This window comes from Kribbella endophytica, from assembly GCF_054781295.1.
Genome location: NZ_BAAGUR010000001.1, coordinates 2,636,892 through 2,651,154, shown reverse-complemented (window position 1 = coordinate 2,651,154; position 14,263 = coordinate 2,636,892). Strand labels below are relative to the sequence as shown.

16 protein-coding genes are annotated in these 14,263 nt (G+C 71.2%); 10 read left to right on the top strand and 6 right to left on the bottom strand.

Translation table 11 applies throughout. The annotated features are described in order from the left end of the window. Nucleotides 1-93 precede the first annotated feature (93 nt). Nucleotides 94-897, top strand: coding sequence for an alpha/beta fold hydrolase (locus ACYVIO_RS12650; protein WP_460650898.1), 804 nt, complete (start codon nt 94-96; stop codon nt 895-897). A 468-nt stretch (nt 898-1,365) separates the two neighbouring features. On the opposite strand, the gene ACYVIO_RS12645 is transcribed toward ACYVIO_RS12650, so the two are convergent. Beyond that, the gene (locus ACYVIO_RS12645; protein ID WP_460650897.1) at nt 1,366-2,160 is read right to left on the bottom strand and encodes a TrmH family RNA methyltransferase; all 795 of its coding nucleotides are present in this window, start codon (nt 2,158-2,160) and stop codon (nt 1,366-1,368) included. A gap of 103 nt (nt 2,161-2,263) precedes the next feature. On the opposite strand from ACYVIO_RS12645, the gene ACYVIO_RS12640 reads away from it, so the two are divergent. Further along, nucleotides 2,264-5,056 (top strand): AfsR/SARP family transcriptional regulator, encoded by a 2,793-nt coding sequence (locus tag ACYVIO_RS12640; protein WP_460650896.1) that lies wholly within the window; start codon nt 2,264-2,266, stop codon nt 5,054-5,056. A 59-nt stretch (nt 5,057-5,115) separates the two neighbouring features. On the opposite strand, the gene ACYVIO_RS12635 is transcribed toward ACYVIO_RS12640, so the two are convergent. Both ACYVIO_RS12635 and ACYVIO_RS12630 read right to left on the bottom strand, forming a co-directional pair. Then, nucleotides 5,116-7,971 (bottom strand): AfsR/SARP family transcriptional regulator, encoded by a 2,856-nt coding sequence (locus ACYVIO_RS12635; RefSeq protein ID WP_460650895.1) that lies wholly within the window; start codon nt 7,969-7,971, stop codon nt 5,116-5,118. 133 nt (nt 7,972-8,104) lie between these two features. Continuing rightward, entirely contained in the window at nt 8,105-8,809 is a 705-nt protein-coding gene (locus ACYVIO_RS12630; protein WP_460650894.1) for an alpha/beta hydrolase, read from the bottom strand. A 112-nt stretch (nt 8,810-8,921) separates the two neighbouring features. Here ACYVIO_RS12630 and ACYVIO_RS12625 point away from each other — a divergent pair, with 112 nt between their 5' ends. Beyond that, nucleotides 8,922-9,203 (top strand): hypothetical protein, encoded by a 282-nt coding sequence (locus tag ACYVIO_RS12625; protein WP_460650893.1) that lies wholly within the window; start codon nt 8,922-8,924, stop codon nt 9,201-9,203. Here ACYVIO_RS12625 and ACYVIO_RS12620 read toward each other — a convergent pair. Beyond that, complete coding sequence (locus ACYVIO_RS12620; RefSeq protein ID WP_460650892.1) at nt 9,169-10,074, bottom strand: DMT family transporter; 906 nt, start codon at nt 10,072-10,074, stop codon at nt 9,169-9,171. The genes ACYVIO_RS12625 and ACYVIO_RS12620 overlap by 35 nt on opposite strands. A 41-nt stretch (nt 10,075-10,115) precedes the next feature. Between ACYVIO_RS12620 and ACYVIO_RS12615 the strand changes: the two genes are divergently transcribed. Continuing rightward, complete coding sequence (locus tag ACYVIO_RS12615; RefSeq protein ID WP_460650891.1) at nt 10,116-10,613, top strand: MarR family winged helix-turn-helix transcriptional regulator; 498 nt, start codon at nt 10,116-10,118, stop codon at nt 10,611-10,613. On the opposite strand, the gene ACYVIO_RS12610 is transcribed toward ACYVIO_RS12615, so the two are convergent. Next, entirely contained in the window at nt 10,610-11,038 is a 429-nt protein-coding gene (locus tag ACYVIO_RS12610; protein WP_460650890.1) for a hypothetical protein, read from the bottom strand. The genes ACYVIO_RS12615 and ACYVIO_RS12610 overlap by 4 nt on opposite strands. Continuing rightward, the gene (locus ACYVIO_RS12605) at nt 11,035-11,622 is read right to left on the bottom strand and encodes an RNA polymerase sigma factor (RefSeq protein ID WP_460650889.1); all 588 of its coding nucleotides are present in this window, start codon (nt 11,620-11,622) and stop codon (nt 11,035-11,037) included. The genes ACYVIO_RS12610 and ACYVIO_RS12605 overlap by 4 nt, the downstream gene beginning before the upstream one ends. Before the next feature lie 124 nt (nt 11,623-11,746). Here ACYVIO_RS12605 and ACYVIO_RS12600 point away from each other — a divergent pair, with 124 nt between their 5' ends. From ACYVIO_RS12600 to ACYVIO_RS12575, 6 genes are read left to right on the top strand one after another with little or no spacing between them, the layout of a single operon-like run. Further along, a complete protein-coding gene (locus ACYVIO_RS12600) occupies nt 11,747-12,244 on the top strand; it encodes an Asp23/Gls24 family envelope stress response protein (RefSeq protein WP_460650888.1) in 498 nt (165 codons plus the stop codon). Beyond that, nucleotides 12,241-12,561 (top strand): hypothetical protein, encoded by a 321-nt coding sequence (locus ACYVIO_RS12595; RefSeq protein ID WP_460650887.1) that lies wholly within the window; start codon nt 12,241-12,243, stop codon nt 12,559-12,561. The genes ACYVIO_RS12600 and ACYVIO_RS12595 overlap by 4 nt, the downstream gene beginning before the upstream one ends. Beyond that, complete coding sequence (locus ACYVIO_RS12590; RefSeq protein WP_460650886.1) at nt 12,558-12,740, top strand: hypothetical protein; 183 nt, start codon at nt 12,558-12,560, stop codon at nt 12,738-12,740. Before ACYVIO_RS12595 ends, ACYVIO_RS12590 begins: the two co-directional genes overlap by 4 nt. Then, nucleotides 12,733-13,074, top strand: a complete 342-nt coding sequence (locus ACYVIO_RS12585; protein ID WP_460650885.1) for an Asp23/Gls24 family envelope stress response protein — start codon at nt 12,733-12,735, stop codon at nt 13,072-13,074. The genes ACYVIO_RS12590 and ACYVIO_RS12585 overlap by 8 nt, the downstream gene beginning before the upstream one ends. Next, nucleotides 13,071-13,604: a DUF6286 domain-containing protein gene (locus tag ACYVIO_RS12580; protein WP_460650884.1), complete on the top strand. Its 534-nt coding sequence runs from the start codon at nt 13,071-13,073 to the stop codon at nt 13,602-13,604. The genes ACYVIO_RS12585 and ACYVIO_RS12580 overlap by 4 nt, the downstream gene beginning before the upstream one ends. 1 nt (nt 13,605) lies before the next feature. Then, on the top strand, nt 13,606-14,181 hold the full coding sequence (locus ACYVIO_RS12575; protein WP_460650883.1) for a hypothetical protein: 576 nt from the start codon (nt 13,606-13,608) through the stop codon (nt 14,179-14,181). The last annotated feature ends 82 nt before the right edge of the window (nt 14,182-14,263 follow it).

The window sequence follows — 14,263 nt, the reverse complement described above, 5'->3', positions numbered from 1 at the left end:
CACCTGGAGTGTTAATCGGCCAGGAACAGGTGTTGGAGTCCCACCGCCCTCCTCCGGCAAGGTCGAAGGCACCACACGACCAAGGAGAATCCGATGAACACTCTCGCCGTCCCCGGTGCCAGCCTGTACTACGAACTGCGCGGCACCGGCCCGCTCGTCGTCCTGGCGGGCGCACCGATGGACGCCCGGTCCTTCGCCCCGCTGGCCGACCTGCTGGCCACCGACTACACCGTGCTCACCACCGACCCGCGGGCGATCAACCGCAGCCCGGTCGAGGGTCGCGACCAGGACTCCACGCCGCAGCAGCGCGCCGACGACCTGTCCCGGCTGATCGCGTACGTCGACGCCGGACCGGCGATCGCCTTCGGCTCCAGCGGCGGTGCCGTGTCCGTACTCGCGCTGGCCGAGGCGCACCCGGAGCAGCTCACCGCGGTGATCGCGCACGAGCCGCCGATCGTCGGGCTGCTGGACGACGCCGAGCGCGTGCACGCCGAGACGGACGCGATGTGCGAGACCTACCTGGCCGGGGACGTGCTCGGCGCGTGGCGGATGTTCATGGACCAGGCGAACCTGCACGTGCCGGACGAAGCGCTGGAGATGATGTTCGGCGGCGAGCGCGACGCGCAGTCGGTGGCCGACGAGCGGTTCTGGTTCGAGCATGAGCTGCGGCCGAGCACGCACTGGATGCCTGATCTGGCTGCCCTGCGCTCGCTGAAGGTGCTTATTGGGCTCGGTGAGGAGTCCGGTGGGCAGCTGTGCGACCGCACGTGCCACCGGCTCGGCGCGGAGCTCGGGGTCGAACCGACGGTGTTCCCCGGCGACCACACCGGCTTCGCCGACCAGCCGGAGCCGTTCGCGAAGGTCCTGCACGACGTACTGCGCGAGCTCCAGAGCTAGTCCGCGAAGGCCACGGCGGCTGGTACTTGAGGTTGGACGCGGGGGCCGAGTCGTGGCAGGTCAGCGCCTCGGGGGCTGGTACTTGGGGTGGGCGCGGGGGCCGAGTCGTAGCAGGTCAGCGCCTCGGGGGCTGGTACTTGGTGGTGGGGACGGGCTAGCGCTTGCCTCGGCGCGCCTGGGGGACGGACGGGTGCGGAGGGGGTAACAGTGGGGTGATGACCAGAGGTGACCAGCAACCCGAGTGCAAGCCGTGGTGCAGCCCCAAGCACTACCGGTTCTGCGGTGGCGCGTGCTGCCCGCACCTGCACCAGGTCGCCCGGGACGGGAAAGACGCCGGACGAGACCCGGCCCGCCCCTCTGGCCGCACTCGCGCCGGCGTCTGAAGTTCACCGTCGTGACTGGTGCTCCACGGAAGTGCCCACGTGGTCCGCACCGCATGCCTGTGATCTGACCCACACGCTACGTCGCTCAGCGGCGGTTGGCCACCTCGAAGGCCACCACAGCTGCCGCGACCGCCACATTCAGCGACTCGACGCCGTTGTGCAGCGGGATCCGCAGGTCGGTGTCGGTGCGAACGGAGATCCCGTGCGTCTCCCCACCGAGCACGAACACCGCCCGCGGCGCCAGCTCGGTCCGGAACAGCGACCGCTGCGACCGGGCCGACAGCCCGTAGATCTCGTACCCGGCCTCGCGGAAGGCGTCCACCGCACCAGCGGCGGTCGGCGCGTTCACGATCGGCGCCTGGAACGCGATCCCGGCCGAGGCCTTGATCACCAGCGGCCCGACGTGCGGCGTCCCGGCGCGGGGCAGAACGACACCGTCGAAGCCCGCACCGGTGGCGGTCCGCAGGATCATCCCGACGTTGCCCGGGTTCGTCACGCCGTCCAGCAAGAAGACCTGGGTGGGCTTCCGGCCCCGGTTGCGCAGGAAGTTCTGCAGCGGGGTCATCCGGGGCGCGTCGACGTCGGCGACCACGCCCTGGTCCTGCTTGCCGTTCCCGGCCAACCACTTCACGCGGGTCGCGGTGGCCCGTTCGACCGGCGTACCGACTCTGCGGGCGGTGGCCAGGATCTCGTCCAGCGACTCGCCACCGGCGTTGTCGGCGATCACCACCTTGGCGACCGTCAGCGCGGGGTCGTTCAGGGCCTCGAGCACCGGCTTGCGGCCGAAGATCGTGATCCACTTGTCCCGCGGCGACAGCTCCGCCCGGTCATGCCCCTCAGAGGCCCGCCTGGGTGCTCCACCATCTGTCCGCCGACTCACCGAGCCACCTTATCCGCCGAACTCGGGGCCGCAGCCAACCTCCGGCCCCTCGCCCGGCATCTGTGTCCTCGTCAGCACGAGCGATCTGGGGGATGGTGAGGCGATGAGGTTTCACCTGCTCGGGCCGGTCGAGGCGGTCGTGGCGGAGCGCAACGTCGTGCCGCCCGGCCGCGGACGGCTCGTGCTGGCCGCGCTCCTGCTGCGCGCGAACAGCACGGTGTCCCGCAACGAGCTGGTCGACGCCCTCTGGGAGTCCGACCTGCCGGCCAACCCGGAGGCCGCGCTGCAGACGACGGTCTCCCGCCTGCGCACCGCGCTCGCCACCTGCCGCGACCAGATCACCACCGAGCCGCACGGCTACCGGATCACCATCGACCCGGCGCAGCTGGACCTCCTGCAGTTCCGGGCGACCGTGGAGGACGCTCTGGAGGAGCAGGACCCGACCGCTCGGGTCGTACTGTTCCGCAAAGCCCTGACGCAGTGGCGTGGTGAGCCGCTCAGCGGTCTGCCGCCATCAGCGCTGGTCCGCGACAACGCGCCGGCACTGACCGAGGAGCGGCTCCGAGCGATCGAGCTGCTGGCCACCGACCAGCTCGAGCTGGCACAGCACGCCGAGATCGTGCCGCAGCTGACCTCGCTGGCCCGCCGGTACCCGGCCCGCGAGCGTCTCGCCGTACTGCTGATGCAGGCGCAGTTCCGGTCCGGTCACCAGGCTGAGGCTCTGCACGTCTACCACCGCATCCGGACCTACCTGGCCGACGAGCTCGGTGTCGATCCCGGTCCGGAGCTACGAGCCCTGTACGACGAAGTGCTGAACAGCGGCGAGCCCAGAACCGTCCAGCGCCGCCGCGAGCACCACCGACCGCGTCAGCTCCCCACCGACATCACCCGCTTCACCGGGCGCACCGCGGACCTCGCCGTACTCGACAGGCTGATCCCGGACGCCGTCGAGCCTCCGGTCGTCATCGTGGCGCTGGACGGTCCGGGCGGCGTCGGCAAGACCGCGCTGGCCGTGCACTGGGCGCACAGCGTCAAGCACCAGTTCCCGGACGGTCAGCTCTACCTGAACCTGCGCGGCCACGGACCGGGCCGCCCGCTCGAGTCGTCGATGGCGATCGAGACCGTACTGCGCTCGCTCGGCATCACCGACCAGCAGATCCCCACGGACCTCGACGGTCGCTCGGCACTGCTCCGGACCGTCCTGGCCGGCAAGCGCATGCTCCTGCTGCTCGACAACGCAGCAGACGCCAGCCAGATCCGCCCGCTGCTCCCAGGCTCCGGCAGCCTCGTCCTCATCACCAGCCGGACCCAGCTGCGCGGCCTGGTCGTCCGCGAAGGTGCCCACCGCCTCACACTCGACCAGCTGCCGACCGCCGAGGCAGCCGAGCTCCTGACCCGCATCATCGGCGACCGAGCCCGCCTGGCTCCCACTGCCATCGACGACCTCGTACGCCGGTGCAACGGGCTCCCGCTGGCACTGGTGATCGCAGCAGAGCGAGCGACCAGGTCTCCCGACGCCCGGCTCGACGACCTGGTCGCCGAACTCTCCGGCGAACGCGACCAGCTCGACTTCCTCGGCAGCGGCGACGACCCGAGCACCGACATCCGCAGCGTCTTCTCCTGGTCGTACCACGCGCTCACACCCGACGCGGCCGGGCTGCTCCGGCTGGTCGCCACCTTCCCTGGCGCGGACATCGGCGTACCGGCAGCTGCTGCGCTGGCTGATCTCTCCCACGGCCAGACCATTCGCCTGCTCGACCAGCTGGTCGACACCAGTCAGCTGATGAACCGCAGACCCGGCCGGTACGAGCTGCACGACCTGATGCGCACGTACGCCGCTGAGCTGGCCGAACAGCTCGACCCACCCGAGCTGCGGTCGGCCGCACTCCACCGGCTGGTCGACAACTACCTGCAGACCGCCGTCGCCGCCAGGCCTTGGCTGCAGGCCGGTGAGCCCGCAATCGCCTTCCCTGCTGGGCTCAGCGAGCCAGAGCTCATCGAGGACGCCAGGTCCGCGCTGGCCTGGCACGAGACCGAGGGGCGCAACCTGGTCGCCGTGGCGAAGCTCGCCGTCGACCAGGACTTCGACGACCTGGGCTGGAGGTTCGCGTACGCCGCCTGGACCGGCCCGCACCGCGGCAACAACTGGCAGGACATCCTGGAGATCCAGCAAGCCGGACTGCGTGCTGCAGAACGTGCCGGCGACCTGATCGGCCAGGCACACGGCCACTCCGGCATCGGCGGTGCACACCGCGGTGCCGGGCGACAGGAGGACGCCATCGCCGAGCAGCTGAAGGCCCTGCAGCTCTTCCAGCAGGTAGGCGATCCCTCTGGCCAGGCCGCGACGTTGCGGAACCTCTCGGCGGTCTGCCTGGACGCCGGCCGCCACACGGAGGCGCTGACCTACGGCAGCTCGGCACAGGTCGCCGACAAGGCCACCGGCCAGCCCGGTAACACCGCCAAGTCGGCGTACCAGGTCGCGCTGACATTGCTTGCCTTAGGCAAGTACGACGAGGCGGTGGCGGTCGGAGTCGAGGCCTGCGCGCTGTTCCGCGAGGTCGAGCAGCGCCGGGCCGAGGCCGGCGCCCTCCACCTGCTCGCGACCGCGTGGGGCCGGCTCGGCGAGCACGAGTCGGCAATCGACGCGGCCCGGGCAGCGGTCGACATCCGCGCCACCATGGGCGACCACGCGTTCCAGGCGATCGCGCTGGAGCAGCTCGGCGACCTGCTGCTGGCCACCGGTCGCCGGGCCGAGGCGGACCGCTCCTGGCTGGAGGCGCTGGGCATCCTCGACGACCTGGGCGACCCGGCGGCCGACGTACTGCGGTCGCGGCTCGGCGACCTGACCGTCGGCGGCAACCTCTGGCCGGCACCCGGGCCGCTGAGGATCCGCTAGGACAAGCGGTCCGACAGCCGGCGTCCGCTAGGACAGGTGGTCCGACAGCCCGGCGTCCGCTAGGACAAGTGGTCCGACAGCCGCTCCCGGACCTTCGCCGCGGCCGCATCATCCAGACCGGCCAGCAGCTCGAGCGCCTGCGTCCAGGCGTCCCGCGCACCCGCCGGGTCGTCGGCGAAGATCAGGCTGTCGCCGAGGTTGATCAGCGTGGTCGCCTGGTTGACCCGGTCGCCCAGCTCCGCGAACGTCGCGATCGCGTGCCGGTACGCCCGCGCCGCCTTGGTGTGGTGGCCGAGCATGTGGTGCGCGTGGCCGACGCTGTCCCAGGTGTTCGCCTCGCCGTGCCGGTCACCGACCTCGCCCCACAGCCGCAGGGACTCCAGGCACAGCGTCAGCGCCTGGCCGTGGTCGCCGAGGTTCGAGTAAGCGTTGCCGAGGTTGTTGATCGCCATCGCCCGGATCACCGGGTCCTCGGTCAGCTCCAGCGCCTGCCGGTACAGCCGGATCGCCTCGTGGGCGTCACCGCGGTCGGACGCGAGCGTGGCCAGCGTGGCGTACCCGTTGGCGGCCCGGTCGGTCTCGCCTTCCTCCTCGTACATGGAGATCGCCTGCACCAAGTGCGCGTGCGCCTCGTCGTACTGCTTCAGCCGGACGTGGCCGCGGCCCAGACTGTTGTGGAAGCGCGCCTGCAGCACCCGGTCGCCGAGCCGGTCGGCAGCAGCCAGTCCGGTCTCGTCGGACGCCAGCGACTGCCGCCAGCGCCCGGTCCGGTAGAGGAACGTGTCCAGCACCCGGGCCAGCCGCCACACGTGCTCGTCGAAGCCTTCGTCGACCGCCAGGCTCATCGCCGACAGCAGAGGCTCGTGCTCGGTCGCGAACCAGCCGAACGCCTGGTCGTAGTTCGTGCACTCCAGTACGACGACGCCCGGCTGCGGCGCGATCGGGTCGACCTGCGGCCGGTGCGGGTTGATGGTGAAGTCCGCGTTCTGGGCGCTGATCGTGTAGTGGTCGAGCAGCCGGTGGATCGCGGCCCGGCGCTGGTCGGCGGGCAGGCCGGCGGCCAGCTCGGCGGCGTACAGGCGGACGAGGTCGTGGTACATGTACCGGCCGGGCTCGCCGGCGAAGATCAGGTTCGCGGCGAGCAGCTCACCGAGCAATCGTCGTACCAGCGGAAGCGGACGGCCGATCAGGCTCGCGGCAGCGGACTCGTCGCAGGACATGGCGCGGTGGAGAGCCATCAGCCGGAACAGCTCGGCCGCGGGCTCCGACAGCGCCTGCAGCGACCAGGAAAAGACCGAGCGGACGTCGACGACCGCGTCGACGTCCATGAACGCGTCCAGCACGCCCTGCTGATCACGCAGCTCGGACAGCGCGGCAGACAGCGGGAAGTGGGGAGCAGTCGCCACCCGGGCGGCGACCACTGCGATAGCCAGCGGCAGGCGGCCACAGCGCTCGGCGATCTCGGCCAGCTCGGTGCTGTCCTGCAGGTGGGCCGGACCGAGGCGCCGGTCGAGCAGGTGCAGGGCGTCCTGCGACGAGAGCACGTCCAGCTCGATCATGCCGGCGCCATCGTGCACGCTGAGGCCGCGTAGCTGGTTGCGGCTGGTCACGATGACCAGACATGTGCGGCCACCGGGCAGCAGCGGGCGGACCTGCTCGGCGTCGCGGACGTTGTCCAGCAGGATCAGCAGGCGCTTCCCCGCGACCAGACTGCGCAGGTACGCCGCCTGGCGGTCCACGTCGTCCGGCAGGTGAGAGGCGCGGACGCCGAGCGAGTCGAAGAGGGCCATCAGCGCCTCTTGCACGGTCAGCGTGGGCCGGGCCGGGTCGAAGCCGCGCAGGTTCAGGTAGATCTGCCCGTCCGGGAACCGGTCGGCGATCCGGTGCGCCCAGTGCACCGCGAACGCCGTCTTGCCGACGCCGGCCATCCCGGTCACAACCACCACGGACTGCATCTCGTCGGAGTCCTCGCAGACCAGCAGGCTCTCCGCACGCCGCAGCTCACCCTGCCGGCCGACGAAGCCACGCAGACCAGCCGGCAGCTGCACCGGCCGTACGGCGCCCTCGACCTCGACCACCGGATCCTCAGCCGCAGGCGTCGCCGGGACCACCACCGCGCGGTTGGGCACCAGCGTCGGATCACCCCGCAGGATGCGCTCGTGCAGCGCCCGCAGCCCCGGACCGGGATCGACACCCAGCTCCTCGGCCAGCAGCACCTGCGTCTGCCGGTACACGTTCAGTGCGTCGGACTGACGACCGTGCCGGTAGAGCGCCAGCATCCGCAGCTCCCGGAAGCGCTCGTTGAGCGGGTGCTCGGTCGTCAGCTGGTCGAGCAGCACCTCGGCGTCGCCGTACGCGCCTGCCTCGACCTGCGCGACCGCCTTCGCCTCCAGCGCCGTCAGCCGCAGCTGGTCCAGGTGGATCCGCTGCGACTCCGCGAACTCCCCCGGTACGCCGGCCAGCGCCGAACCGCGCCAGAGACCGAGTGCGTCGTCGAGCAGCAGCACGGCCTTGGCGTACTCGCCGGAGCGGCTCGCCTCCTGCGCGGCGCTCAGCCCTTCGCGAAAGGTGGCCAGGTCCAGCGACCCCGGCCCGGTCGCCAGCAGGTACCCGTGGCCGACCGACGCGATCACCGAACTACCCACACCGGCCGGACTACCCACATCAGCCGTCTCGACCGCGCCCAGCACCTTGCGCAGCCGGTAGATGTAGCTGCGGATCACGTGCTCGGCCGAGCTGGGCATGTCGTCGGCCCAGAGCGCGTCGATGATCTCCGACACCGAGACCTGGGCGTTCTCCCGGAGCAGCAGCACGGCCAGGACGGCTCGCTGCTGGGGTGGCCCGAGCTTGAGTTCGCGGTCGCCCCGCCACGCTCGGACGGGACCCAGTACGGCGAACCTCAGGTGCCCTGACACCTTCCTCCACTCCCACTCGCTCGATCCCCGCGACTGCCAGTGTGCAACACCCCACGAATCGTGCGGCATCCCCCTGGCCCGGCGCAGCACGCCAGCGTTCCAGGAGCATGTCAACGCGGCGTAGATGTCTTGTTCACGCCAGTCCGGCGACACATCCCTTGCCAGCCTGGCGCGGCTCGGTCCGGCGCACCACGTCGTGCACCACCGCTGCCAGCTCGGCCGGAGCCGAGTAGAACAGCGAGGTGCCTCCGGGGACCCGCCGGACCTCGGAGGCACGCGCGATCGACCGGCTGACGAGCTCCTCGGACATCCACGGGTCGCTGTCCCCCAGGACCAGGGTGGACGGGATGTCCCGCCAGGCGGCATGCGTCAGCACGTCGGTGAAGGCCCGGGCACTGTGCGGGCGCAGCCGCGACACCGCGCGGACGACCTCGTCCGGCGCCAGGTCGCCGTACATCGTGGCGCTGTCCGCGGGCGGCATCACCAACCGGCCCTCCACCAATGCGGCGCCTGCAGCCCGCTCCCCCTCCGCCGCCAGCGGAGCCGCGGCGTAGATCAGCCGTACGACGTTCGACGCACCGGCCAGTCCCTCGGTGACCGGGAATCCCCCGTAGCTGTGGGCGAGCACGACCACCGGCCGGGCCAGTGCGTCGACCGTGGCCCGCAGCGCGCGGGCGTCGGCGTACAGGCCCTGCTCGGCGTCGCCCGTACTCGGCAGGTCGACCGCCAACGTGTCCACACCGAGCACCCGCAACTCGGGGCGGAGTTCCTCCCAGCACCAGGCACCGTGCCAGGCTCCGTGCACCAGCAGAACGGCTGGCTCGTGGGGCGTCGTCATCTGTTCCACTCCGTCGCTCGATCTCGGCGCCAGCCTGCTCCGCGGGCCTACACACCGGATAGACGACCAGACGTCTATCGGCTGTCTATTCGCGCCCGCGACTCTGGGAAACGTGGAGACCGCTTACGACAACGAACTGCGCGAGGAACAGCGCCAGCTGCTGCGCCTGATGGCCCAAGGCTTCCCGGACACCACGATCGCCCGACGGCTGTCGCTGGGCCCGCGAACTCTTGCCCGCCGGATCTCGGACCTGTACGCCGTACTGGGTGTCGAGACCCGCTTCCAGGCCGGTGCCGCCGCCGAGCGCCTCGGCCTGCTCACCCCGACCCGACGAATGCCACCGCAGCGGCACCTGACCCTCACACCCGGCACTGCTCGGCAGAGGGTGAGCTGACCGCGACAGGCTCCTTCCGGGTCGGCCGAGTCGGTCGGCCCAGGGCAACACCTGTCAGGACCAGTGCCAGACCAGCCAGCTGACCCAACGTCAGGTGGTCACCCGCCAGCGTCGTACCGAGCAGGACCCCGGTGACCGGGTTGAGCAGACCGACCAGCCCGACCGTGGCCGCGTCCAGATGCCGCAGCCCGGTGAACCAGGCCACGTACGCACCTGCCGTGGCCACCAGTACGACGTACGTGAAACCGCCGAGCGCCCGCAGGTCGAGCGCCGGCGGCGCACCCTCGACGAGGACCGCGAACGGGACCAGCACCAGACCACCCGCGACCAGCTGCCAGGCGGTGGTCGCCAGGAGGCTGCCGCCGCTGCCCCACTTCTTGGCCAGCACGAAGCCGCAGGACGACAGCGTCAGTGCGGCCACCGATGCGAGCACCCCGGTCAGACGGATGCCGCCGGTCCCGCCGCCGAGCATCAGGCAGACACCGCTGATCCCGGCGACCGCTCCGATCAGCGCCCTCCCCGACGGCCGCGCGCCGAGCAGGACCCAGGCGAACAGGCCCATGGTCAGCGGGGTGGCCGACATGATCGTCGAGGCGACGCTGACCGGCAGCAGCTGCGACGCGACGTAGATCAGCGCGAAGAACGCGCCCACGTTGCAGACACCGAGCACCAGCGACTTCCACCACCAGTCATCGCGCGGCAGGGTCCTGGCCAGCGCCAGCAGCAGGAGTCCGGCGGGCAGCGCGCGGATCACCCCGCCGTACAGGGGATAGCCGGCCGGCAGGTACTCGTGCGTGACGAAGTAGTTGGCCCCCCACGCGATCGGCGCGATCGCCGTCACCAGCAGCCAGCGCCACGATTTATCTTCCATGGAAGACACTATATCTTCCGTGGAAGATATATGCTGACCGGGTGAGCGAAGACCGCGTCGACCGGATCCAGGCCGCCTGGCAGACCGAACGCCCCGACCTCGACGTCAGCCCGCAGGGCGTGATCGGCCGGCTGCACCGGATCGCGGCGCACCTGACCGAGGAGCTCGTCGTGGTCTACGGCAAGTTCGGGCTGACCGAGGGCGAGTTCGACGTCCTGGCCGCCCTGCGCCGCGCCGGTACGCCGTACGAGCGGGCGCCCGGCGAGATCGCGCTGCACACGATGGTCACCACCGGCGCGGTCAGCAAGCGCGTCGACCGGCTCGAGCAGGCCGGACTGGTCCGCCGGATGCGCAGCAGCACCGACGGCCGCGGCCGCGTCGTACGGCTGACTCCAGCCGGCCGCCGGCTGATCGACAAGGCCTTCAGCGCCCACATGGCCAACGAGCAGCGCCTGCTGGCCGGGCTGAGTACAGCGCAGACCAGCCAGCTGGAGGCCCTGCTGAAGACCTGGCTGACCGACCTGGAGCCGCCTGACTAAGGCTTTACCGTCAGGTCCGTGATGGTGACGTCCACTCCGTCGTCACCGAACCCCGGCCCCAGCAGGTCGGTGAACACCTCGTAGACCAGCGAGCGCACCTGATCGGCCAGCACCTGCAAGTCCTGCCCGTACGTCGTGACAACCACGTCGACCACCGCACCGGTGCAGGTGTCGTCGTCACCGATCAGCCGCACCCGGTCCAGCTCGCAGCCGGGCAGTGCGGCGATCCGCCGCCGCAGCTGGCTGATCAGAACGTGGTCGGCGACGTAGAACAGAGCGCCGGTCTCTGTAGCCGCCCGCAGCGGCCTGGTGCGTCGGGTGACCGACTTGAGCCGCTGCTGGATGGACGCCGAGATGTCGATCCAGCCCGGCTCGCTGGACGCGCGCGCCTCGGCTGCTGCCTGCTGCAGGATGTCGTCGATCATCGCCACTCCTCCAGCCGGTCCTGCAGCGCGACCCGGCCCCGGGCGAGCTGGCCGCGGACAACCGTCGGCGTGGTGTTCAGAGCGGTGGCGATCTCGGCGTAGCTCAACTGCTCGACCTCCCGGAGCAGCCAGGCCGCTCGCTGCAGGTACGGCAGCTGGGCCAGCGCGGCGTCCAGCGCCTGCAGCAGTCCGGCGCCTTCGGCCGGATCGGCGTTCGCCGCCGGTACGTCGACCAGCAGCTCGTCCTCGATCGGGGTCGGCCGCTTCTTGCGCAGTACATCAACTGCTTTACGCCCGGTGATGGTGAACAACCAGGTCCGCAGCGTCGAGTCGCCACGGAAGTCGGGGAGCGCTTTCCAGGCGGCGACGAACGCATCCTGCACCACCTCCTCGGCGTCTCCGTGATCGTTCAGCAACCGGCGCGCGTACCGGAACATCGCCGGACCGTGCCGGTCCAGGATCTCCGCGAACGCGTCCGTGTCGCCCAGCGCGGCGGCGCGGCGTAACGAGTCGTCGGAGGTCACTGTTGGTACGACGAGGTCACCACGCGGTTCGTCACGCGCACTGCCGGTGACCCTGTTCACACCCGTGAATGTAGTGCGACGGCGTGACATCGGTGCCCACGGCCACGACTCAGTCACTGAACGATCCGAACACCTTTCCGGTCCGAACCCCCTCGAACCGGCACCATTTCCGAGAGGCAGTGCGATGACCCAGACCCCGAGCGGCACCACCAGCACCGGCCCGAAGGCCGTCCCGTCGCGTGACCTGAGCCCGGCGGTCGACACCTCGGCGCTGGCCAGCGAGCACGGCAAGACCACGATCGCCGACCAGGTGGTCTCCAAGATCGCCGGGATCGCGACCCGCGAGGTGACCGGCGTGCACGACCTCGGCGGCACCGCGGCCCGCACCGTCGGCATGCTGCGCGAGCGGATCCCGGGCTCGCGGACCAACCTGTCGCAGGGCGTCTCGGTCGAGGTCGGCGAGAAGCAGGCCGCGATCGACCTGCAGATCATCGTCGAGTACGGCGTCGGCATCGCCGACCTGGCCGAGGCGATCCGCCGTAACGTGATCAGCGCGGTCGAGCGGATGACCGGCCTGGAGGTCACCGAGGTCAACATCGCCGTCAGCGACATCCACCTCGAGGGCGAGGACGACGACACCGAGCTCGCCGACGAGCCGGTCACCGAACGCCGGGTCCAGTGACCGACCCGACCTCGCCCGTCTCCGACCCCACCGGCGGGGAGCTCTCGGAGCGGATCGCCGAGCTGACCCGCGCCGTACCGGGCGTCGCCGACCTGCACGGCGGCGTCTTCGGCGAGGTCGCCACCTACCTGCCCGGCGGCCGCGTCCCCGGCGTCCGGATCCGCCCGGACCACACCGAGGTCCACGTCAGCATCTTCTGGGACCACCCGGTCCGCGCCACCGCCGAGGCGATCCGTACGACGGTCCAGTCGCTCGTCGGGACGCCGGTCCTGGTCACCGTCGAGGACGTCGTCCACCCCACCAAGGAGAACCAGTGAACGCATCCACCATCGGCCTGTTCGCCGGACTGCTGATCGCCATCGCGGCGGCCGCCGGTGGGTTCGCCGGTTTCCTGCTCGCGCTCGTCCTCGGAGCCGTCGGCTTCGTCGCCGGCCGGTTCCTGTCCGACGGCAGCAAGGGCCTGGACGACCTCCTGTCCCGCCGCGGCCGTGGCTGACACCACCACCCTGCCGGCCCCAGGGGCGCGGGGGCGCCTGGAGATCACCCCGAAAGCGATCGAGAAGCTCGCCGAACGGGCCGCGCTGGACATCGCCGAGGTCACCCACCGCGGTACCACGTTCGGCCGCGGCCTGCCCAAGGCGACGTCGAACACGGTCGGCACCCGCGTCCGCCTCAGCCTCCAGCTCGCGGTCCTCTGGGGCCGCCCACTCCCGGAGGTCGCCGCCGCCACCCGCGACCACGTCGCCACGATCGTCGCCGACCTCACCGGCCTGACCGTCGAGCTGGTGGACGTCGAGATCACCGCCGTACTCCCCAGGAGCTTGCCGTGAGCAACCAATCAGCCAAGCGCCCGGTCGCCGCTCCCGCCGCCGCGACCGCCGGCCTCCTGCTCGGCCTGGCCGTGATCGCCCTCGGCATCGCCGGCGTCCAGCATGCTTCGGCCTCCGCCGGCTGGATCAACGAGTCCTCGTGGCTCGACTGGATCGCCACGAAGGCCGAGGTTCTGAAGCCGGCCGACTGGATGACGTACGCCGGAATCGCCGCGGCGCTGATCGGCCTCTGGCTGATCGCCACCGCGTTGAGCCCGCGCCGCCCGACCCACCTGGCCGTCGGCGACGCGGGCATCTGGATCCGCCCCGGCGACCTGGCCCGCCTGGCCGCCGACACAGCCCGTACGACGAGCGAGGTCTCGACCGCGTCGAGCAAGTCCTCCCGCCGTACGGTCAAGGTCACCGCCACCGCGGTCACCCCCGACACGGTCCAGCTGACCCAGTCCCTCAGCACCGCGGTCGCCACCCGCCTGCAGTCCGTCCAGCCGGCCCCACGCATCCGCGTCCACATCACCCCCGAGGAGCTCTGACATGCGCCGCTCGATCATCGCCCTCGACCGCCTCGCCGCGCTTGTCGCCGGCCTCATCCTCCTCGTAGCCGGCGCTGCCGCCCTCGCCTGGCGCCAGGACTGGATCCCGGACGCCCCCGACCGCATCCGCTCGCCCTGGATCACCACCGCGACCACCGCCGACTGGTGGCCCTGGGCAACAGGTTTCGGCGGTCTCCTGCTCGTCGTACTCGGCCTCTCCTGGCTGGCCCGTCACCTCCCGCGCCGAGGCAACGGCCGCCTCCGCCTGACCGGTTCCGACGCTTCCGGCCGTCTGACCGCCGACGTCAACGCCGCCCTCACCGCCGCCGGCGACCTGCTCGCCGAGACCCCAGGCATCCGCTCGGCCGACGGCCGCGTCCTCCTCGACCGCGGCCAACTCGTCGCCGAGCTGCACCCCGTACTGGAACCAGGCGCCGACCTCGACCAGGTCCGCGCCGCCGCCGAACAGACCGGCCGCGACCTGCTCCAGCTCGTCGGCCGCGACGACTTGTCCTGCCGGGTGAAGCTTCGGGTTGCCCGGCAGGACAAGACCCCCGCCGTACCGCGCGTGCAGTAACCGGTACGCCGTACGTCGTACGGCCGGTGCCTCCTCCTGGCCGATGCCCGCAGGGGTGTGCCTCCGCGATCGTGGTGAGCCA